The organism is Streptomyces sp. x-80 (assembly GCF_046549095.1).
In the GTDB taxonomy this organism is placed as follows: domain Bacteria; phylum Actinomycetota; class Actinomycetes; order Streptomycetales; family Streptomycetaceae; genus Streptomyces; species Streptomyces celluloflavus.
Genome location: NZ_JAJPWM010000010.1, coordinates 32530 through 52986, shown reverse-complemented (window position 1 = coordinate 52986; position 20457 = coordinate 32530). Strand labels below are relative to the sequence as shown.

16 protein-coding genes are annotated in these 20457 nt (G+C 72.6%); 12 read left to right on the top strand and 4 right to left on the bottom strand.

Annotation, left to right across the window (positions count from 1 at the left end; all coding sequences use genetic code 11):
• The first annotated feature begins 199 nt into the window (after positions 1–199).
• The 3 genes from ACLJWH_RS21305 (at position 200) to ACLJWH_RS21295 (ending at position 3511) form a co-directional block, all read left to right on the top strand.
• Positions 200–937, top strand: coding sequence for a response regulator transcription factor (locus ACLJWH_RS21305; RefSeq protein WP_411143328.1), 738 nt, complete (start codon positions 200–202; stop codon positions 935–937).
• On the top strand, positions 934–2193 hold the full coding sequence (locus tag ACLJWH_RS21300) for a sensor histidine kinase (protein ID WP_411143327.1): 1260 nt from the start codon (positions 934–936) through the stop codon (positions 2191–2193). Before ACLJWH_RS21305 ends, ACLJWH_RS21300 begins: the two co-directional genes overlap by 4 nt.
• A 160-nt stretch (positions 2194–2353) precedes the next feature.
• Positions 2354–3511, top strand: a complete 1158-nt coding sequence (locus ACLJWH_RS21295) for an ABC transporter ATP-binding protein (RefSeq protein ID WP_411143326.1) — start codon at positions 2354–2356, stop codon at positions 3509–3511.
• 56 nt (positions 3512–3567) lie between these two features.
• Here the strand turns inward: ACLJWH_RS21295 and ACLJWH_RS21290 are convergent, their stop codons facing one another.
• Genes ACLJWH_RS21290 through ACLJWH_RS21280 form a run of 3 tightly spaced genes read right to left on the bottom strand, consistent with a single transcriptional unit; the run spans position 3568 to position 5959 of the window.
• Positions 3568–4539, bottom strand: a complete 972-nt coding sequence (locus ACLJWH_RS21290; protein WP_411143325.1) for an ABC transporter substrate-binding protein — start codon at positions 4537–4539, stop codon at positions 3568–3570.
• A complete protein-coding gene (locus tag ACLJWH_RS21285; protein WP_411143324.1) occupies positions 4536–5210 on the bottom strand; it encodes an ABC transporter permease in 675 nt (224 codons plus the stop codon). Before ACLJWH_RS21285 ends, ACLJWH_RS21290 begins: the two co-directional genes overlap by 4 nt.
• Complete coding sequence (locus tag ACLJWH_RS21280; RefSeq protein WP_411143323.1) at positions 5207–5959, bottom strand: ABC transporter permease; 753 nt, start codon at positions 5957–5959, stop codon at positions 5207–5209. The genes ACLJWH_RS21285 and ACLJWH_RS21280 overlap by 4 nt, the downstream gene beginning before the upstream one ends.
• Before the next feature lie 277 nt (positions 5960–6236).
• Between ACLJWH_RS21280 and ACLJWH_RS21275 the strand changes: the two genes are divergently transcribed.
• On the top strand, positions 6237–7064 hold the full coding sequence (locus ACLJWH_RS21275; RefSeq protein ID WP_411143322.1) for a polysaccharide deacetylase family protein: 828 nt from the start codon (positions 6237–6239) through the stop codon (positions 7062–7064).
• A 187-nt stretch (positions 7065–7251) separates the two neighbouring features.
• On the opposite strand, the gene ACLJWH_RS21270 is transcribed toward ACLJWH_RS21275, so the two are convergent.
• Positions 7252–8538 carry an alpha/beta hydrolase gene (locus ACLJWH_RS21270; RefSeq protein WP_411143321.1) on the bottom strand — a complete coding sequence of 429 codons (1287 nt, stop codon included), beginning with the start codon at positions 8536–8538 and terminating at the stop codon, positions 7252–7254.
• 624 nt (positions 8539–9162) lie between these two features.
• On the opposite strand from ACLJWH_RS21270, the gene ACLJWH_RS21265 reads away from it, so the two are divergent.
• The 8 genes from ACLJWH_RS21265 to ACLJWH_RS21230 all read left to right on the top strand — a co-directional run bounded on the left by ACLJWH_RS21265 (position 9163) and on the right by ACLJWH_RS21230 (position 20450).
• Positions 9163–10767 carry a VWA domain-containing protein gene (locus ACLJWH_RS21265; protein ID WP_411143320.1) on the top strand — a complete coding sequence of 535 codons (1605 nt, stop codon included), beginning with the start codon at positions 9163–9165 and terminating at the stop codon, positions 10765–10767.
• 458 nt (positions 10768–11225) lie between these two features.
• Positions 11226–12935 (top strand): MFS transporter, encoded by a 1710-nt coding sequence (locus ACLJWH_RS21260; protein ID WP_411143319.1) that lies wholly within the window; start codon positions 11226–11228, stop codon positions 12933–12935.
• A 249-nt stretch (positions 12936–13184) separates the two neighbouring features.
• Complete coding sequence (gene metG / locus ACLJWH_RS21255) at positions 13185–14915, top strand: methionine--tRNA ligase (RefSeq protein ID WP_411143318.1); 1731 nt, start codon at positions 13185–13187, stop codon at positions 14913–14915.
• 215 nt (positions 14916–15130) lie between these two features.
• Positions 15131–15847 (top strand): helix-turn-helix transcriptional regulator, encoded by a 717-nt coding sequence (locus ACLJWH_RS21250; protein WP_411143317.1) that lies wholly within the window; start codon positions 15131–15133, stop codon positions 15845–15847.
• A 55-nt stretch (positions 15848–15902) separates the two neighbouring features.
• Positions 15903–16583, top strand: a complete 681-nt coding sequence (locus ACLJWH_RS21245; protein WP_411143316.1) for a DUF4255 domain-containing protein — start codon at positions 15903–15905, stop codon at positions 16581–16583.
• A complete protein-coding gene (locus tag ACLJWH_RS21240) occupies positions 16580–18805 on the top strand; it encodes an ATP-binding protein (RefSeq protein WP_411143315.1) in 2226 nt (741 codons plus the stop codon). Before ACLJWH_RS21245 ends, ACLJWH_RS21240 begins: the two co-directional genes overlap by 4 nt.
• A 309-nt stretch (positions 18806–19114) precedes the next feature.
• On the top strand, positions 19115–19402 hold the full coding sequence (locus tag ACLJWH_RS21235) for a polyprenyl synthetase (protein ID WP_411143314.1): 288 nt from the start codon (positions 19115–19117) through the stop codon (positions 19400–19402).
• Positions 19395–20450 carry a polyprenyl synthetase family protein gene (locus ACLJWH_RS21230; protein WP_411143313.1) on the top strand — a complete coding sequence of 352 codons (1056 nt, stop codon included), beginning with the start codon at positions 19395–19397 and terminating at the stop codon, positions 20448–20450. Before ACLJWH_RS21235 ends, ACLJWH_RS21230 begins: the two co-directional genes overlap by 8 nt.
• Positions 20451–20457 lie beyond the last annotated feature (7 nt).

The window sequence follows — 20457 nt, the reverse complement described above, 5'->3', positions numbered from 1 at the left end:
TTCCTCCGTGCCGAATACGGGTGAGCCCGACGCGGCAGAGGCTGGCACGGAGCCGCATTTCGTTTCCTTAACCGATCACCGGCCGCTCCTTGACCGATCACCGGCCACAGATCACCGGACGCGGGAATTCGCCCCTCCGCACACCGGCGGAGTGCACCTTTACTTTGTCGAAAGGTGCACCTCGGGTACACATGACCCCATGCGCGTTCTGGTGGTGGAGGACGAGGAATTCCTCGCGGAAATGATCGCCGCGGGGCTGCGCCGCGATGCCGTCGCGGCCGATGTCGCCCACGACGGCCAAGCGGCGCTGGCGAAGCTGCGGCTCGGCGCCTACGACGTGCTCATCCTGGACCGGGACCTGCCCGGTCTGCACGGCGACGAGGTCTGCCGTCATGTCGTCCAGCAGGGACTGCTGACCCGGGTGCTGATGCTCACCGCGTCCGGCACCGTCCGCGACCGGGTGGACGGCCTGGGCCTGGGCGCCGACGACTACCTCACCAAACCGTTCGCGTACGAGGAGCTGCTGGCCCGGGTCCTGGCCCTCGGCCGGCGCGCCCGTCCCGCGCTGCCGCCGGTCATCGAGCGGGCCGGAGTCGCCGTCGACACCGCGCGCCGGCAGGCCGTCCGCGACGGCCGGCCGCTCGCGCTGTCCCGCAAGGAATTCGCGGTCCTGGAAGTGCTGCTGCGCGCCCAAGGCGCGGTGGTCAGCGGCGACGACCTGATCGAGGAGGTCTGGGAGGAACACACCAGCTACCGCACCAACGCGGTCCGCGTCACCCTCAGCAAACTGCGCGCCAAGCTCGGCGACCCGCCGGTGATCGAGACGGTGCCGGGCGCGGGCTACCGGCTGGGCGGAGCACGGCCGGACGGCGACGGGCCGGGGCCGGACGACCGCCACGGGGCGGCTGACGGTCTCCGGCCGGGCACCGCCCGATGAGCGCCTTCCCCGCCGGCCGCCGACTGCTGCCGCGCCGGCTGCTCGGCCGCCGCTGGTTCCCCGGCAGCGAACGCGTACGGCTCACCGCCCTCTACGGCGGGCTGCTGGTGCTGGCCGGTGCGATGCTCATCGCGCTGGTCTACTTCCTTCTGCGGAGCGGCCTGTACTCCAGCCTGAGCCTGGCGGTCACCTCCACCTCCGCCGCCACCCGCCGGATGGGCCCTGCCTCCGACGCCACCGGCCCGCTCACCCAAGGTCTCGCCGTGGCACCCGCCTCGCCGTACCCCCAGGGCCCGGACGAGCCCAGCCTCTACAGCGCCACCAAGGTCATCACCGATGCCACCGAACACGCCGCCCTCAGCCAGCTGCTGACCGTCTCGCTGATCGCCCTGCTGGTCTTCACCATCCTCTCGGTGGCGCTGGCCTGGTGGATGGCCGGCCGGGTGCTGCGCCCGGTCTCCGTGATCACCACCACCGCCCGCCGGCTGTCCGCCGCCAACCTGCACGAGCGCATCGCGCTGGACGCGCCGCCCGGCGAACTCAAGCAGCTCGCCGACACCTTCGACGGCATGCTCGACCGCATAGAGCACCTGGTCTCCGCGCAGCAGCGGTTCGCCGCCAACGCCGCGCACGAGCTGCGCACCCCGCTGGCCGTGCAGCGCGCGGCGGCCGAGATCGGCCTGGCCGACCCGGACCCGGCCAACGTACGGCGCATCCGCGGCAAGCTGATCGAGGTCGCCGACGACAGCCAGCAGCTGATCGAGGGCCTGCTGCTGCTCTCCGTCTCCGACCAGGGCCTGGAACGCCGGGAGCCGGTCGCGCTCGGCGATCTCGCCAAGACCGTGGCCGCCGAATACGCCGACGACGCCTGGGGGCGCGGCGTGACCCTCGCCACCGACATCCGTCCCCTGACCGTCGACGGCGATCCCGTGCTGCTGACCCACCTCGTACGCAATCTGGTCGGCAACGCCGTACGTCACAACCACTCCGACGGCCGGATCACCCTCGGCATCGACGGCCGCACCCTGGTGATCACCAACACCGGCCCCGCCGTATCCGCCGAGTCCGTCCCGTATCTCTTCGAACCGTTCCGCCGTCTGGAGGCTCGCCGGCACGGTCCCGGCGAGGGCGCCGGACTCGGCCTGTCGATCGTCGCCTCCATCGCCCGCGCGCACGCCGCCACGGCCGAGGCCGACCCCAACCCGGGCGGCGGTCTGACGGTCCGGGTGACCTTCCCCGCCCACCTGCCCGTCTGAACCCGGGCCGCCGCCGCGCCGGTTTCACGTGAAACCGTCGGCCGGACCGCCCACGTGCCGCTTGCCCGCATGACCGGCCGGCCCGCACGGACCGATCGTCGGCATAGCCCGATTGCCCGTATGAGGGGACCGGTCGCGGGCTGCGGGATTCAATGAACCAATGATCCGGTTCGAGTCCGTCACCAAGTGCTACCCCGACGGGACCCTCGCCGTCGACGACCTCTCCTTCGAGGTGGGCGCGGGCGAGCTGGTGACCCTCGTCGGGCCGTCCGGCTGCGGCAAGACGACGACCATGATGATGGTCAACCGGCTCCTCGACCCCACCCACGGACGGATCTTCGTGGACGGCGCGGACATCTCCGGAGTCGATCCGGTCACGCTGCGCCGCCGGATCGGCTACGTCATCCAGCAGACCGGACTCTTCCCGCACCGCACCGTCCTCGACAACACCGCGACCGTGCCCGTCCTGAGCGGCTGGAAGAAGGCCAGGGCGCGGGCGCGGGCGGCCGAGCTCCTGGACCTGGTCGGCCTGGACCCGGCCGTCTACGGACCGCGCTATCCCGAGCAGCTGTCCGGCGGCCAGCGGCAGCGCGTCGGCGTCGCCCGCGCGCTGGCCGCCGACCCGCCCGTGCTCCTCATGGACGAGCCGTTCGGCGCCGTCGATCCGGTGGTCCGTGACCGGTTGCAGAAGGAGTTCCTGCGGCTCCAGGCGGAGCTGCACAAAACGGTGCTGCTGGTCACCCATGACATCGAGGAAGCCGTCCGGCTCGGCGACCGGATCGCGGTCTACGGGGCGGGCCGCATCGAGCAGTACGACACCCCGGCGAGCGTACTGGGCGCCCCGGCCTCCCCCTATGTCGCCGAATTCGTCGGCACCGACCGGGCGTTGAAACAGCTCTCGGTGACCGGTATCGACCACACCGACCTGGAACGCCCGCCGTTCGCCCACCTCGACGAACCGGCCGACCGGGCAGCGGCCCGGATGCGCGCGGACGGTGCCCGGTGGGCCGTGGTGCTGGACGCGGACGGCGCGCTGCACGGCTGGGTGGGCAGGGACGAGATGTCCGGCGCGCCCGGCACCGTCGCCGACCAGGCCCGCCGGATGGAGGCGTGGGTACCGGTGACCGGCACGCTCAAGCAGGCGTTCAGCGAGATGCTCAAACACGACGCGGGCTGGATCGCGGTCCTGGACGGCCCCCGCTTCCTCGGCGTGCTGACCCCGACCAAACTCCATGAGGCGCTGCGCCGCACCATCGGCTCGGGCGGACGCGGCGTACCGCGGGAACGGGCGGAGGTGGACTCGGTACCCACGGAGTAGGGCCCGGCGCCCCGGCCGATACCCGCAGTCTCTCCGCACGGCATCTCCGCCTCCCCTCACCTCTCCTTCTCCGTCAACAGTCCTTTGGACTTCAGGTAGTTGCGGGCCACGTCCGCCGGCAGCCGCCGCCAGCTGTCGACCTGTTCGTCGAGGTCCGCCAGGTCGGCGGTGGTCAGCACGGCGTTGAGCCGGTTCAGCGCGGCGGCGGCCCGTGCGCTGCCGGCCCGTGCGCGGTTGACGACGGGGACGACGTAATCGGCGTTCTGGAGCTTCTTGTCGTCGGTGAGCAGCACCAGGCCGAACCGGTCGAGGGTGGCGTCCGTGCCGGTGGTCAGGACCATCTGGTCCTGACCGTCCTGTACGGCCTGTTTGGCGGGCGTGGTGCCGACGCCCTTCGGATCGATGGCGGTCACCTCGATGCCGTACGTCTTCTTCAGCCCCGGCGCGCAGAACGGCCGCCGGACACATTCGTCACCCGCCGCCAGCCGCACCGGCAGCTTGGCCCGGCCCAGGTCGCTGAGGGTCCTGAGCCGGTGCTCGGCGGCGTATGCCGCGCTCACCGCGAAGGCGTTCCGGTCGACGGCCCGGCCGGGGGCGAGCACGGTCAGACCGCGTGGGGCGGCGAGCCGGCGCAGCGCGGCCATGGTGGTGCCGAGGTCCGGTGCGGCGACCGGCGCCGCGTGCGGCCCCTTCTCCTTGGCGTTGAGCCAGTCCGCGAAGGTGGCGGCGTACTCCGCGACGACGTCGATCTGCCCGGCCTCCAGCGCGGGTTCGTACAGTTCGCGGTTGCCGACGGTGACGATGTCGGTTTGGTAGCCGGCCGCGCCGAGCAGCGCCGCGTACATCTGGGCGAGCAGCTCGCTCTCGGTGAAACCGGCCGAGCCGATGGACAGCTCGTGGCTGTCGCCGGGCGGGACGGTGACCGCGTCACGGTTCTCCAGGGCGGGCCCGCTGGTGCAGGCGGTGCAGAGCGTGAGTACGAGCAGCAGGACGAGCGGGTACGGGCCCGGCGTCCGGCGGGCGCTCATCGCGGCCGCCCGCGCGACCGGGCCGGCGCCAGCCGCTGCCCGGCCACGAAGGCGGCCTCCACCAGCAGCGCGAACACCGCGACGAGCACCGCGCCGGCCACCACCTGCGGGGTGCTGGCGAGATTGAACCCCGCGGTGATGATCCGGCCGAGCCCGCCGCCGCCCACCAGCGCGGCCAGGGTGGCGGTCGCGACCAGCTGAACGGCGGCGATCCGCACACCGGTCAGCACCAGCGGGAAGGCCAGCGGCACCTCGACCCGCCACACCAGCTGCGGTCCGGTCATCCCCATCCCCCGGGCGGCCCGCACCACGTCCTGGTCCACCGTGCGCATCCCGACATAGGCGTTGGTCAGCAGCGGCGGGACGGCGAAGAGCACCAGCGCGATGACCGTCGGCAGCTCCCCGTACCGCCCGAGGGGGGTGAGCAGGAGGAGTACGAGGACGGCGAAGGTCGGCACCGCGCGGCCGACGTTGGCGAGGTTGACGGCGAGCGCGCCGCCGCGGCCGAGGTGGCCCAGCGTCAGCGCGACCGGCAGCGCGATCAGTGCGCTGACGGCCAGGCAGACGACGGTGAGGAGGAGGTGTTCGACGAGGCGGTGCCAGACGCCGTTCTCACCGGACCAGTTGGCGGCGGTGGTCAGCCAGGTCCCTACCTCGGTGAGCGTGTTCACGTCCGCCGCCCGGTGGCGGCCGGCAGCCGTCCGCCGTCACGGTCCGCCGGCCGGGCGCGGGGCGGCCGCCGCCGTGCGCCCGCCCGCCGCCACGGGGTGAGCAGCCGCTCAGCGCCGAGCAGCAGCAGGTCGAAGACGACCGCGATGAGCACGCACAGCACGGACGCGGTGAGGACCTGGGCCTTGAAGAAGGAGTTCATACCGGCGTAGATGAGGTTGCCCAGACCGCCGTGCCCGACGATCGCGCCGACGGTGGTGAGCGCCACGGCCGACACGGTGGCGATCCGCAGCCCGGCCATCGCGGCGGGCAGCGCCAACGGCAGCTCGACGGCGAACAGTTGGCGCAGCGGTCCGTAGCCCATCCCGCGGGCGGCCTCCTTGGCCTCCGCGGGGACGCCGTCGAGGCCCGCCAGGATGTTCCGGACGAGCAGGGTGAGCGAGTAGAGGGTGAGGCCGGCCACGACGAGCGTGGCGGAGAGCCCGTAGAGCGGCAGCAGCAGGGAGAACATCGCCAGCGAGGGGATCGTGTAGAGCACGGTGGTGATGCCCAGCACCGGTCCGCGCGCCCAGCGCCTGCGGCGGGCCAGCAGCGCCAGCGGGAGGGCGATCAGCAGCCCGAGGAGTACGGAGATCACCGTCAGCTGGACGTGCTCGGCCACCGCGTCGAGCAGGATCTGGCGGCGGGAACCGAGGTAGTCGCCGCAGATCCAGTCGTTGCGGGCCAGGCAGTCGTCCGGCGGTGCGGTCACGGTACGAGTCCACCGTGGGGCGCCGGAGGTGTCGCGCGGGGCACGGCCGAACGGGGGTGCGCGCGGCCGTCGGCCACCGACCGGCATAGGCCACCAAACACCACCCGATCACCCCATACCGCCACACCCAACCCCGTAAGCCCCACACCCCCACCCGCCTATACACCCGGTGTGTACCACCTGCGTATAGTTCCCTGGGCCGCCGTCCCCCCGGCGTCAGCGCCACCGGCCCAGGCCGCGGCCCGTACCACCGCCCGTGTTCGAAGAGAGAGCTCGCATGCCGAAGAAGATGTCCGCGGCCCGCGGCAAGTCCATAGCCGGGCTGCTGGCCGCCACCTCCCTGGTCCTGGCGCTCAGCAGCTGCGCCACGTTCGACGTCACCGCGCCGGTGGACGCCCGGAACGACGCACCGGCCGCCAAGGTGAAGGACAAGGACGCCCAGCTCGCCAGGGATGCGAAGAGCGGCGCCGAGGACGACGCGGCGGCCGCCGACGTCGACTGCCGCAAGGCCAAGTGCGTCGCCCTCACCTTCGACGCCGGCCCCAGCGAGAACACCCCCCGGCTGCTGGACATCCTGAAGCAGGAGAAGGTGCACGCGACCTTCTTCATGCTCGGCAAGAACCACGTCGCCGACCGCCCCGCCGAAGTGAAGCGGATCGACGCCGAGGGCCATGAGCTGGCCAATCACACCTGGTCGCACCAGATCCTCACCGAGATCAAGCCGGAAGAGGTCAAGCGGGAGCTGTCCCGGGTCCAGGACGCGGTCCAGGAGATCACCGGCAAGAAGCCCAAGCTGATGCGCCCGCCGCAGGGCAAGACCGACCAGATGGTCTCCGATGTCAGCCGCGATCTCGGTCTGGCGCAGGTCCTGTGGAGCGTGACCGCCAAGGACTACCAGACGAACGACTCCGCCCTGATCACCAAGCGGGTCCTCGAACAGACCAAGCGCGACGGCATCATCCTGCTGCACGACATCTACCAGGGCACCGTGCCGGCCGTCCCCGGCATCATCAAGGAACTGAAGAACCGCGGCTTCACGATCGTCACGGTCTCCCAGCTCCTGTCCCCCGCGACACCCGAGCCGGGCATGGTCTACCGCCCGTAACGCACCGGCGCCGACACTGCGGGACGGCAGGGCCGGAACGACACGGCGGGACGACAAGGGCAGGACGGCACGGCGAAGGGGGCGCCGGACAGCTCCTGCGCCCCCTCGCGGCCCTTCTCCGGCGCCCCGTCCGGCACGCCGCCACGCGCGCCGTCCCGGTCCCGCGACCGCGCGCGCAGTCGCCGCCCTACCCCTGCGACCGCTCCGCCGCCACCCGCTTCCGCTCGGCCGTACCGTTCGACGAGGCGGGCGCGGCGGGCGCCTTCGGCCCGTCCGGGCCCGGCTTGCTCTTCACCGGGACCGACTCCACGTCCTGCGGGAACGTCAGCTGCTGGCTCTGCCACTCCAGCGCCGGCACGATCTCGCGCAGCCACGTCGAGAACTGGTGGCTGCCCTCCGGCAGGATGATCGAGTCGACCTTCATCGGCTCCTTCACCGCGTGGATGAACTTCATGGTCTCGCCGTAGTCCGGCTCCCCCTTGCGGCTGCTCGCCACCAGCGCCGAGACCTGCGGCGCGGGCAGGTTCTTCAGCCGCCACAGCAGATCGTGCTCACGCTCGCGCTGCGCCCCGGCCTCGCCGGAACCGAAGAGGCTGCCGGTGGTGAGGTCGTCCTGGATGGCGTAGTCACCGGAGAGCGAGACCGCCGAGGTGTACGCCTGCGGATTGCGCATGGCCAGCTGGAGCGAGCAGGTGCCCCCGGACGAGTATCCGAACGCGCCCCAGGCACTGGGGTCGTGGCCGACGCGGTACGCCGACTTCATGGCGTCCGGCAGGTCCTTGGCGAAGAAGGTCTCGGCCTGCGGCCCGCCCGGTACGTCCACGCACTCGGTGTCCCGCGGCGGCGCGATCGTCGGCCGGAGCATCACGATCACGGTCGGCTGCATCTTTCCTTCCGCGATCAGCCGGCCCGCGTTCTGCGGCACCTGGAGGTGCTGCGCGAGATTCATGATGCCGCCCGGATAACCGCTGATGACGACCATGACGGGGAACCGCTGCCGACGGAACTGCGGCTGGAAATACTGCGGCGGAAGATAGACGAACGCCGGATTGATGGCCCGCGTCCGGCGGCCGAGGATGCGGACGGACTCGACCTTGCCGACCTTGTCGACGGGGCCCTGCGGAAGGCCCGTCACGCGGTCGAGCCCCTGCGGGCCCGCCGCCTGGACCAGCTCGCCCTTGGCATTCCCGACGGAGGCGTACTGCCCCTCGCCGCCCTGGCTCACGGACACCGGGGCCTTGTCGTTGTTGCCCAGCAATTCGTCCCAGCTGCCGTAGAACTCGAAGCTCGCGTTCACGGCGAGCGCGAGTGCGCACACGATCGATACCTGGGTCACCACGATGGCGCCGAGTCTGCCGAGTACGGGCCGTACGCCTTGCCGCGAAAGGCGAGGCCACAGCCACACCGTGGCGGCCACACAGACCAACGCCGACACGATCACCGTGTATTCGAGCGACTGACTGGTCAGCCCCATGCGCCCACATCTCCCGTCACCCTCGATAAGGGTTCTTGCCTGCTTTTACCGGCCGCCAAGAGGGACAACGGACGGCTCCGGCAATGGTCACCGGAGAAGACGGGGCCACCTGCGCCGCGGATACCCGGCCGGCCTTCTTCTTACCGTCCCTTGCCCACTCTTACCGGCCTCTTGCCTCGCCGTTTCCCCGGCGTGACGTGCGCTGAACTCCAGCGTGATGTGGGCGGAACTCCGGCGGGGCGCGGACCTTCGGACCGTCGGACGGGCAGGCCGCGGCCGGGGCCCCTGCCCCGGCCGCCCCCCATCACCACAGCGACCGGAACAGAGATCACCGGAGCGCCACAAAGAATGTGAACTCGCCGCGAATACCCGACCGCTCACCGAGTACGCACCAAGTGCGTCCATAAGAAAGCACCTGCACACCACGTGCGTAATTCCCGTCCGGCAAACCGCCCCACGGCCGAAACCACCTCCGCCCCCACACCCCGGCAGCCCACCACGCGCGGCGCGAGATCCCACGACCAGGCCGGTGCAGGCCGCTACCCTTACGTATCCGTCCTGGTCAGGGACATGTCTGTGTTTCACGGACATTCGCCGCACCCACCACGCAAGAGAGGTCCGCCGATGGGCATTCGGAGTCTGCTGCGCAACGCATTCGGTCGCTCCAAGGCGACCCGTGAAGAAACCGGCGGAGCACCGAGCGGTGCGGACGCGCCGGAGTCGGCGACAATCCCGGAGGCCCGCGAGGAGTCCGCCCCGGGAGCCGTCACCCCCGAGGCCGAGGTCCCCGCCGCCCGCACCGCCCCGTCCGGGCCCCCCAAGCCGGACCGGGCACCGAAGACGGCCACCCTGCCCGCCCAGGGCAGCCCGGTCGACATCAGCGCCGCCAAAAGCCACCTCACCCACAGCGGCGACAGCAACAACAGCGGTAACGGCAGTAGCAGTAGTAGCAGCAGCAGCAGTGAAAGCCTCGGCAAGGCGGATGACGCAAAGGCCGATGCGGCCACCGTCCCGGCGCCCGTCGAGGCCCCCGAGGTCCGCGAGGCCCCCGAGGCCCCCGAGGCCCCCGAGGCAGTCAAGGAACCGGCCCCGGCCGCCCAGGAGCCCGAGGTCACCACCACCGCCGACCTGGTGAGCCAGGCTTTCGACAACCCCGCACCGGTCACGGCCCCGGCCCCCGAACCGGCCGCCGAAACCGCGAAGCCGGCGGCGGCACCGGAGACGGAGCCCGAAGCGGCGGCGGCGACACCGGAAACGGGTCCCGAAGCAGCGGCGGAGCCCGAATCCGCACCGGAGCCGATCCCGACGGCCGAGCCGAAAGCCGAGCCGGCGGCCGAGCCGAAAACCGAGCCGAAAACCGAGCCGGCAGCCGAGGCGACGCCCGAGGCCGCGCCGGAGCAGCGGCAACCCGCCCCGGAGACCAACTCAGCACACCACGAGGACGAAGCCCCCACTCCCGCCTCCCCCGCGGCCGCCCCGTCCGCCGCCTCCTCCCCCTCCCCCGACACCTCCCCGTCCTCCCTCAGCGGGCTCGAATCCACCGCCCCCGGTCTCGTCAGCCTCTACACGGCCGCGGGCGCCACCCTGGAGAAGCACGGTCTGGACACCCAGCGCGCCGTCGTCTATCTGGTCCTCGACCGCTCCGGCTCGATGCGCAACTACTACAAGGACGGCACCGTCCAGCACCTCGCCGAGCAGGCCCTCGGCCTCTCCGCCCACCTGGACGACGGCACCGTTCCGGTCGTCTTCTTCTCCACCGATGTCGACGGCACCGCCGACCTGGACCTGGCCAACTACCAGGGCCGCATCGAGGAGTTGCACGCCGGGCTCGGCCACATGGGCCGGACGAACTACCACTGGGCCATCACCGAGGTCGTCGACCACTACAAGAAGTCCGGCGCCACCGCCCCCGCCTTCGTCATCTTCCAGACCGACGGCGCCCCCACTTCCAAGCCGGCCGCGGAGAAGGCCCTCTGCGAGGCGGCGGGCCTGCCGGTCTTCTGGCAGTTCATCGGCTTCGGCGACCCGGACGCCAAGGGCTTCGACTTCCTGCGCAAGCTGGACGATCTGACCGTCCCGGACCGGCGCGCGGTCGACAACGCCGGCTTCTTCCACGCCGGCCGTGAGCCCCGTGGCCTCTCCGCCGACGAGTTCTACCAGCAGCTCATGGTCGAATTCCCCGAGTGGCTGACCGAGGCCCGCACCGCCGGCGTCCTCAAGGACAACTGACGGCACCCCAGCCCCCGTTCACCACCCCTCCGGCCGCGGCCGGGCCCCACCGGGCCCACCGCGGCCGTTGCCGTTCCCGCCCTCGCCGCCCGGCACCCTTCGAACGCATGGTCAGTGGCGCATGACAGGGTGATACCGATCGCTGACGCGGGGCCGCCGCCGCGGGGCTCCGGCCGCGGCCCCGCGGCGGCCGGTCAGCCCAGGACGCTGCCGGAGGAGTCCGCGTCGAGGGATCGTCGATCGCGACGGACCGCTGAAGCCGTTCGGCCAGGCCGTCCACGATGGACCGGAGATCATCGTCGGCCACCGGCGAGCCCTCCCTCGCATCAGGGCCGACGTACCGCCGGGCACGCGTGGCCACCCCGCCCCGGCGCCCCGCGTGACCGGCCGCCTCCGCTCCGCCACCGGGGGCCCGCCGCCATCGGGCGGGCTCCGCGCCCGCTGCCTACGCTGAGTGGATGGAGTGCCCAAGGCCGGACGGGGTCGCGGGGTCCGCGCCGGATCCGCGGCGCTGGTGGGGGCTCGTGGTGATCGCGCTGGCGCAGCTGATGGTGGTGCTGGACTCGACGATCGTCAACATCGCGCTGCCGTCCGCCCAGCGGGAACTGGGCATGTCGGACACGAACCGGCAGTGGGTGATCACCGCGTACACGCTCGCCTTCGGCGGTCTGCTGCTGCTGGGCGGTCGGATCGCCGACCTGGTGGGGCGGAAGACGACCTTCATGGTGGGCCTGGTCGGATTCGCGGTCGCCTCGGGGCTCGGCGGTGCGGCGACCGGCTCCGGGCTGCTGTTCGGGGCGCGGGCGCTACAGGGCGCCTTCGCCGCGCTGCTGGCCCCGTCCGCGCTCTCGCTGCTGACCACGACGTTCACCCTCGGCAAGGAGCGCGGCAAGGCGTTCGGGATCTACGGCGCCATCGCGGGCGGCGGCTCGGCGATCGGACTGATCGCCGGCGGTCTGCTCACCGAGTACCTGGACTGGCGCTGGTGCCTGTACGTGAACGTCCCGGTCGCGGCCGTCGCGCTGACCGGTGCGTCCGTCGTCCTGCGCGACCGGCCCGGCCGCCGCCACGCCCGGCTGGACGTACCGGGTGCGGCGCTCGGCTGCGGCGGGCTGGTCGCGCTCGTCTACGGGTGCAGCGAGGCCGGGCCGCGGGGCTGGAGCAGCGGGCCGGTGCTCGGGCTGCTGGCGGGCGGCGCGGCCCTGCTGGCCCTGTTCGCCTGGTGGCAGACGCGGGCCCGCCACCCGCTGCTGCCGCCGCACATCGTGCGCGACCGCACCCGGGCCGGGTCCTTCCTGACCATGGCGCTGACCGTCATCGCCATGTTCGGCATGTTCCTGTTCATGACGTACTACTTCCAGGTCGTGCTCGGCTACTCGCCGGTCAAGACCGGTATGGCGTTCCTTCCGCTGACGGTGACGATCGTCGTCGGTTCGACGCAGATATCGGCCCGGCTGCTGCACCGCCTCGCGCCCCGCCTGCTGATGGTGCCGGGCGCGCTGCTGGTCTCCGCGGGGCTGTATCTGCTGACGTTCCTGACCGCCCGGTCCGCGTACGCCACGCACGTCCTGCCCGCCGAACTCCTCGTCGGCCTCGGTATGAGTCTGGTCTTCATGCCGGTGACGGCGACCGCGACGAAGGGGGTGGCGCCGCACGACGCCGGTGTCACGTCCGCGACGGTCAACACCGCGCAGCAGGTGGGCGGTTCGATCGGTACGGCGCTGCTGAACACGATCGCGACCTCGGCCACCGCCACCTATCTCACGTCCCGTCTCGCGGACGCGGCCCGCCGTAACGGGGGCGGGGCCGTCCCGCCCGCCCAGCGGGCGGCGATCGTGCACGACGGGGTGGTGCACGGGTTCACCGTGGCGATCGGCATCGGGGCGGCGATCATGCTGCTGACCGCCGCCGTCGCCGGGCTGATGGTCACGGCCCGGCCCCCGCGGCCCGGCCCCGGGCCGGACGGGGGAGGCGCGGCGGGGGTGCGGGACGGAGCCGTGGTGCACGAGGAGCACAGCGAGCACGGGGAGCACGGGGAGCACGGGGAGCACGGGGAGCACGGGGAAGAGGGAGGAGACAGGGAAGAAGGGGAAGAGGGGAAAGACGGGGAACACGAGGCGGAAGGCGCCCGTGGGTCGGTGCGGCGGCCCTCGGCGGACCCCGGGTAGCGGCCTCGGGACGTACCGCTCCCGTACGTATCCCGTACGTATCCCGTACGCATCCGTACGTACGTAGATCACCCCGCCCGACTGCCCGTCCGGCTGCCCGTCCGGCTGCCCGCCCGACTCCCCCGGCTCCCCCGGGCCTCCCCGCCGGTCCCGGAAAAGCCGGGTGGGCGCCCGCACCCCGTCCAGTACGATATTGACGTTCCGTAAAGCAAATCCTCACTCACCGTAGCGACTTGGGAGCAGCCGGCAATGGCTCGACACCTCATCACCAGCGCCCTTCCGTACATCAACGGGATCAAGCACCTGGGCAACATGGTGGGGTCCATGCTCCCGGCCGATGTGTACGCCCGGTACCTGCGGCAGCGCGGGCACGACGTGCTCTACATCTGCGCGACGGACGAGCACGGCACGCCCGCCGAGCTGGCCGCGAAGGCCGCCGGACAGTCGGTCGACGCGTTCTGCGGTGCGCAGCACGACGCGCAGAAGGCGATCTACGACGGCTTCGCGCTGCGGTTCGACCACTTCGGCCGCAGCTCGTCGCGGCAGAACGTCGAGCTGACCCAGCACTTCGCCCGCAAGCTGCACGAGAACGGCTTCATCGAGGAGCGGGCGATCCGCCAGGTCTTCTCCCTCGCCGACGACCGCTTCCTGCCCGACCGCTACATCGTCGGCACCTGCCCGCACTGCGGCTACGACAAGGCGCGCGGCGACCAGTGCGAGAACTGCACCCGCGTCCTGGACCCGACCGATCTGATCGAGTCCCGTTCGGCGATCAGCGGCAGCGCTGAGCTGGAGGTGCGGGAGACCACGCATCTCTTCCTGCTCCAGTCCAAGCTCCAGGCCGAGGTCGAGCAGTGGATCGACGCCAACAGCGCGGAGTGGCCGACGCTGGCCTCGTCGATCGCGCGCAAGTGGCTGACCGAGGGCCTCCAGGACCGCGCGATCACCCGGGACCTCGACTGGGGCGTGCCGGTGCCCGCCGATGTGTGGCCCGAGCTGGCGGCCGAGGGCAAGGTCTTCTACGTCTGGTTCGACGCGCCGATCGAGTACATCGCGGCGACGAAGGAGTGGGCGGACGCGGGCGGGACGGACGGCGACCGCGACTGGAAGTCGTGGTGGTACGAGGCCGGCGACGTCCGCTACACGGAGTTCATGGCCAAGGACAACGTCCCGTTCCACTCGGTGATGTTCCCGGCCACCCAGATCGGCACCCGCGAGCCCTGGAAGAAGGTCGACTTCCTCAAGGCTTTCAACTGGCTGAACTACTACGGCGGGAAGTTCTCCACCTCCCAGCAGCGCGGCATCTTCACGGACGCGGCGCTGGAGCTGCTGCCGGCCGACTACTGGCGCTACTTCCTGATCGCCAATGCCCCGGAGTCCGACGACACCTCCTTCACCTGGGAGCTGTTCTCCTCCTCGGTCAACAAGGACCTGGCGGACACGCTGGGCAACTTCGTCAACCGGGTGCTGTCGTTCTCCCGCAAGCGGTTCGGGGACGACGTCCCGGCGGGCGCGGCGGCCGGCCCGGCGGAGCAGAAGCTGGGCGAGGAGATCGCCGGGCTGCTGGCGGAGTACGAGGGTCATCTGGAGGCCCTCCAGTTCCGCAAGGCGGCGGCCGCGCTGCGTGCCCTGTGGAGCGCGGGCAACTCCTACCTGGAGGAGAAGGCCCCCTGGCTGGAGATCAAGACCGACAAGGAAGCGGCGGCGCTGACGCTGCGCACGGCGATGAACCTGATCCACCTGTACGCGGTGGTCTCCGAGCCGTTCATCCCGGCGTCCGCGCAGGCGATGCGGAGCGCGTTCGCGCTGCCGGACGACACGGCCGCCTGGGTCACCCAGGAGGAGGCCAAGGCGCTGGCCTCGGTGCCCGCCGGGACGGCCTTCACGGTGCCGCCGGTGCTCTTCGCGAAGATCACCGAGGACGATCTGGAGTCGTACCGCGCGCGGTTCGGCGGCGGCGAGGAGACCGCGGGCGCCTGAGCCCCGGATCCGCCCGGCCGCTCCGGCTGATCGTGCGGCGGGCTTGACGTCCGCGTCAGGGCCCGGAACCGTGGACCCGGTTCCGGGCCCTGCGCACACGCCGCGGGCCCCGCGTACAGCGCCCGCACCGCGGCGTTGATTCGCCTGTAATCGCCTGTTGAACGCTCTGGTGCACCCTGTCTCCGTCGGTACGAGAGGGAAGACAGGGAACGCCAGTGCTCGAAGAACGTGTCACGGTGACCGTCCACGCCTCCGATCCGCTGAGCCGGGCCGGAGTGATAAGCCACCTCCAGCATCAGCCTTCCCTCGAACTCCTCCAGGGCCCGGTCACCACCGGCCATGGCACGGGCACCGGCCCCGGCAAGGACCGGGGCGACGCCGTGGACCCGCATCCGGACAGGACCGCCGCGACCCCCGGAACGGTCGCCGTCATGATCGTCGACCGGCTCGACGACATCGCCACGGCCGAGCTGCGCCGGCTGGTGCGCGGCGGCGAGCAGCGCGTGGTGCTGGTCGCCCGTGAGCTGCGCGAACCGGAGCTGATGACGGTCGTGGAGTGCGGCATCCGGGCCATCCTCTGGCGCCATCAGGCCACCCCGCAGCGGCTGCTCCGCGCGGTGCGCTGCGCGGCCCGCGACGAGGGCGAACTGCCTCCGGACCTGATCGGGCGGCTGCTCACCCAGGTCGGCAGGCTGCGGCGCTCGGTGGTGGAGACCACGGCGGGCGCGGCGGTGCCGACGCTCGGGATGGCGCCGCGCGAGGTCGATGTGCTGCGGCTGGTGGCCGAGGGCATGGACACCCGGCAGATCTCCGAGAAGCTCTCCTACTCCGAGCGCACCGTCAAGAACGTCCTGCACGCCCTGATGACACGGCTGCAACTGAACAACCGCGCGCACGCCGTCGCGTACGCGCTGCGAGAGGGCTACATCTGATGCGTACCTGTACGGGAACCGGCAGCGCCGGCGCGGGACAGCCGGGAGGACCGGCGTGATCCACGAGGTCGACGAGGCCATCCGGCGCATACTGCGCGGCGGGGCGCTGCCGGACGGACTGGGCGAGGTCGCGTTCGAGGCCCCGACCCGCGATTGGGCGGCGCGGCGCAACGCCCCCACGCTCAACACCTATCTGTACGACATCCGCGAGGAGGTGGCCCGGCGCGAGCGCGGGGCCTTCGCCGAACGGGACGCGGACGGCGTGGTGGTCCGCCGGCGGCAGCCGCCGCGGTGGTTCCGGCTGTCCTACCTGGTCACGGCCTGGACGACCCGGCCACTGGACGAACACCGGCTGCTGGCGGGCGCGTTGGCGTGTCTGCTGCCGCACGAGATCCTGCCGGCCGCCGCGCTCACCGACGCGCTCACCGCACTGCGGGCTCCGCTCCCGGTCTCCATCGCGGTGCCGCCGGCCGAGTCCCGTTCCATCGCGGACGTCTGGTCGGCGCTGGGCGGGGAGCTCAAACCGTCCCTGGACCTGGTGATCATGGTGCCCTTCCCGGTGTCGCCCACGTACCCCGTCGCCCCGCCGGTCACCGAGGGCGCGGTCGCGGTCGTCCGCGGGCTGCACGGCGAACCGGACGACTCCCAGCCCCGCATGCTGCGGACCACACCCGGGGGCACACCCGGGGGCACGCCCGGAGCCGTGTCCGGTGCCGGGAACAAGGCTGACGGATGAGCGGGACGACGGCGCCGGCGGGCGGCGCGGCGCGGGATCTGCTGGTCCGGCTCGCCGGGCTGCGCAGCCGGGTGGCCGCACTGGTCGAACTGCGCAGCGCCGACGACCCGACGGCCACGGATCCGCTGCGCGGGCTGTATGTGACCCCGGAACGCGCCAGGGAACTTGCGGCCACGCGGACGGACGCGGACGGGCACCCGGGGGCGGCGGCGCAGCCGGGGGCGGCGGCGGACGAGGGGGACGGCCAGGGCGCCGGACCCCTGCCGGAGGCCGGTCGACTCGGGCCGGTGGCGCAGCGGTTCGACCTGCTGGCCCGGGAGTTCGGGCTGACGGAACTCGACGCGCACATCCTGCTGTGCGCCCTGGCGCCCGACGTGGACCGGGGCTTCGAGCCGCTGTACGGCTATCTCAACGACGACGTCGGGCGGCGGCGCGCCACGGTCGCGCTCGCCCTGGACCTGGCGGGCACCGGTCCGTACGACCCGGCGGCCCGCGCCCGCTTCCACCCGTCCGCGCCCCTGACGTCCGGCGCGCTGATCGCCGTCGAGGACGCGGACCGGCCGCTGCCGGGGCGCGCACTGCGGGTGCCCGAGCGGGTGGTCGCCCACCTCCTCGGGGACGATGCGCTGGACCCCGAACTGACGGGCCACGAGGTGACGTTGCTGCCGGCGCGGCCGGGCGACGGGGCGGCCGGTGGCACCGACGGCGACGGCCCCGCGGAAGCGGGACTCGGCGGCGACGGCGGCAGTGACAGCGGCGGCAGCGGCGATGACGGGTTCGCCGCGCGGCTCGGTGCGTTCGTCGTGGCGCGGTCGGCCCCGGTGTATCTGCGGGAGCGGCGGAGCGACGGGGCCGCCGAGCTGGCGGCCGGTGCACTGTGCGGCGCCGGACTGCCCGTACTGCGCTACCGGCCGGACGGCGCGCCGCGGCACGAGCCGGACCCGGTGGACGCCACGGCGGCACCGGCCACCCCGGCATCCGCCGGGGTCTCCCCCACGGCCGCGGCGGCGCTGCTGCGCGAGGCCCGGCTGCGGGGCGCCGCGCTCGTCGTGGGCCCGCTGCCGGAGCGCCCCGCGGGGCTCGTGCGGGCGCTGGCGTCGGCCGGGGTGCCCGTGGTGTTCCACGGCGGCGAGCCCTGCGACCCGCAGTGGCTGCCCGACGCGGGGCTGCTCGCGCTGGACGCCCCGGCGGGCGGTGCCACACCGGCGCTCTGGCGCGCCGCACTCGCCCCGCGGGACGGCGACCTGGGTCCGGCCGAGCTGGCCGAGGCCGTCGCACCGTACCGGCTGGGCCCGGCCGGGATCCGGGGCGCGGCCCGGACGGCGGGCGCGCTCGCCGCGTTCGACGGGACGCCGCTGACCGTCGCGCACATCCAGCACAGTGCGCGGCAGCAGTCCGCACCGCTGCTGGGACGGCACGCGCGCCGGGTACGTCCGGCCGTCTCCTTCGCCGACCTGGTCCTGCCGCCCGAACCCCTGGAGCTGCTGCACGAGCTGGCGCACCGGGCCCGGCACCGGGAGCAGGTGCTGGGTACGTGGGGGCTGCGGACCGGCGGCGGCCGCGGCCGGGGGGTGACGTCCCTGTTCGCCGGGGAGTCCGGCACCGGCAAGACGCACGCCGCCGAGGTCGTGGCCGGTGCGCTCGGCCTGGACCTCTATGTGGTGGACCTGTCGTCGGTCGTCGACAAGTACGTCGGCGAGACGGAGAAGAACCTGGAGCGGATCTTCGTCGAGGCCGACCACACGGACGCGGTGCTGCTCTTCGACGAGGCCGACGCCGTCTTCGGCAAACGGTCGGACGTCAAGAGCTCGCACGACCGGTATGCCAACCTCGAAAGCGCCTATCTGCTCCAGCGGCTGGAGTCCTTCGGCGGGATCGCCGTGCTCACCACCAACCTGCGGGCCAATATCGACGAGGCGTTCACCCGGCGTCTCGACCTGGTGGTCGACTTCCCGTTCCCGGACCCCGAACAGCGGCTCACGCTCTGGCTCCGCTGCCTGCGGTCCGTGCCCTGCGCCCCGGATCTCACCGTCGAGCTCGAACTCTGCGCGAAGGAGTTCGAACTGTCCGGCGGGGCCATCCGGTCCGCCGCGGTGACCGCCGGCTATCTGGCGGCGGGCCGCGGCGAGGCGGTGTCGGCGGCGGATGTCCAGGCCGGGGCGCGGCGCGAGTACCGGAAGATGGGGCGGCTGGTGCCGGGGGGTTCACCGAGCTGGGAGTGAGGCGCCCGGGGCGGGCCGGACGCCCCGCCGCCTGTCCGGCCCGAAGCGACTCCCCGGCCCCGAAAGGACTGCCTACCACCCGCACCGGCCGCACGAGTTGGTCTCCGGGATTAATCACTCGATGTGGTATTCGCCGCGCCCGCGCCGGGCAGTGCACGGCAGTGTTCGTAGGGACCGGGCTGTCCGCACGGTCGTCGACGCCGGCCGTACAGCCGTAGCGCCACCGGGCCGTGGAGCCACAGGGTCGTGCAGCCACGGGGCCGTGGAGCCGTATACGAGCCGTCGTCCGGACGAGGAGGGGGACGACGGATGTCGGCGGAGAGCGGTGACACCGCTCCGGGCGGTGCCCGGGGGACCGAGGCGGCGTATCTGGCCGCCGGGCTGGCCGATCTCGCGCTCAGCGGCGCGGCATCGGCGCTGCGCGGGCTGCGGGGGCTGCTGGGGCGGTCGGATCTGGCCGAGCTGGCCCAGGACGGGGAGGCGGACCTGAGGGCGCGCGGCCGGCTCGCCCTTCAGCGGTACGCGTCCGTGCCCGAACCCCATATGGAGCTGCTGGCCCGGCGGGCCGCGGCCCGGCGCGGTACGTGCGATGACTGAGGCCCCGCCCGAGCACACCGCCCTCCGAGCCCGGGTCGACGGCGAACTGACGGCGTTCGTGGACCGCGAGATCACCCAACTGATCGCCTTGGACGAGCAGTTGACGCCGCTGGCCGAGGAGTTGCGCAAGGCCACCGCGGAGGGCAAACGCCTGCGGGCCGCCTTCTGTTACTGGGGCTGGCGGGCGGCGGGGCAGCCGGACAGCACCGAGCTGGTCCGGGCGGCCGCGGCCATGGAGCTGGTCCACGCCGCCGCCGTGGTCCACGACGACATCATCGACAACAGCCCCGTACGGCGCGGCGCCCCCACCGCGCACGCCGCGTTGCAGGCGGCACTCACGGGGCGGACGGGGCGCCAGGCCGGTGGCCGGGCACTGGCCATGCTCGCCGGGGATCTGCTGATGTCCTGGGCCGGGCAGCTCTTCCTCTCGTGCGGTCTGCCCGCCGCCTATCTGGCCCGAGCCCGCCCGATGTGGGCCACCCTGGCCCGGGAACTCGTGGCGGGTGAGGCCCTGGAGATCCTGCGCACCGGGTCCCGGCCGCGTACCGAGAGTTCCCTCCAGGTCATCCGCTACAAGACGGCCAAGTACACCGTGGAGCACCCGCTGCACATCGGCGGCCGCCTGGCCGGCGCGGGCCCGGCGCTGCTGGCGGTCTTCAGCGACTACGGGCTGCCGCTGGGGGAGGCGTTCCAGCTCCGGGACGACCTGCTCGGGGTCTTCGGCGACCCGGCGGCCACCGGCAAGTCGAACCTCGACGACCTCGTCGGCCACAAGCCCACCGCCCTCCTGGCGGAGACCTGGCCCGCCGCGACCGCGGCCGAACGCCGGCAGCTGCGCGCCCTGCTCGGCCGCCGCGCCCTCGACCAGGACGGGCTTCAGCAGGTACGCGCCATCATGCGGCGCACCGGAGCGGTCGGACGCGTCGAGGAACTCATCGCCGAACGGGCCGGGGCCGCCATCGCGGCGGTCGCCCGGGGCGGTCTGCCCGCCCCCGCGGAACGGGCGCTGACGCACCTGGTGGATTCCGCCGTCACCCGTACCTCATGACCACCCG

Bases quoted from the DNA above. Each gene is read 5' to 3' on its own strand.
- ACLJWH_RS21305 (WP_411143328.1), top strand. From the start codon at position 200: ATGCGCGTTCTGGTGGTGGAGGACGAGGAATTCCTCGCGGAAATGATC.
- ACLJWH_RS21300 (WP_411143327.1), top strand. From the start codon at position 934: ATGAGCGCCTTCCCCGCCGGCCGCCGACTGCTGCCGCGCCGGCTGCTC.
- ACLJWH_RS21295 (WP_411143326.1), top strand. From the start codon at position 2,354: ATGATCCGGTTCGAGTCCGTCACCAAGTGCTACCCCGACGGGACCCTC.
- ACLJWH_RS21290 (WP_411143325.1), bottom strand. From the start codon at position 4,539: ATGAGCGCCCGCCGGACGCCGGGCCCGTACCCGCTCGTCCTGCTGCTC.
- ACLJWH_RS21275 (WP_411143322.1), top strand. From the start codon at position 6,237: ATGCCGAAGAAGATGTCCGCGGCCCGCGGCAAGTCCATAGCCGGGCTG.
- ACLJWH_RS21270 (WP_411143321.1), bottom strand. From the start codon at position 8,538: ATGGGGCTGACCAGTCAGTCGCTCGAATACACGGTGATCGTGTCGGCG.
- ACLJWH_RS21265 (WP_411143320.1), top strand. From the start codon at position 9,163: ATGGGCATTCGGAGTCTGCTGCGCAACGCATTCGGTCGCTCCAAGGCG.
- ACLJWH_RS21260 (WP_411143319.1), top strand. From the start codon at position 11,226: ATGGAGTGCCCAAGGCCGGACGGGGTCGCGGGGTCCGCGCCGGATCCG.
- metG (WP_411143318.1), top strand. From the start codon at position 13,185: ATGGCTCGACACCTCATCACCAGCGCCCTTCCGTACATCAACGGGATC.
- ACLJWH_RS21240 (WP_411143315.1), top strand. From the start codon at position 16,580: ATGAGCGGGACGACGGCGCCGGCGGGCGGCGCGGCGCGGGATCTGCTG.
- ACLJWH_RS21235 (WP_411143314.1), top strand. From the start codon at position 19,115: ATGTCGGCGGAGAGCGGTGACACCGCTCCGGGCGGTGCCCGGGGGACC.
- ACLJWH_RS21230 (WP_411143313.1), top strand. From the start codon at position 19,395: ATGACTGAGGCCCCGCCCGAGCACACCGCCCTCCGAGCCCGGGTCGAC.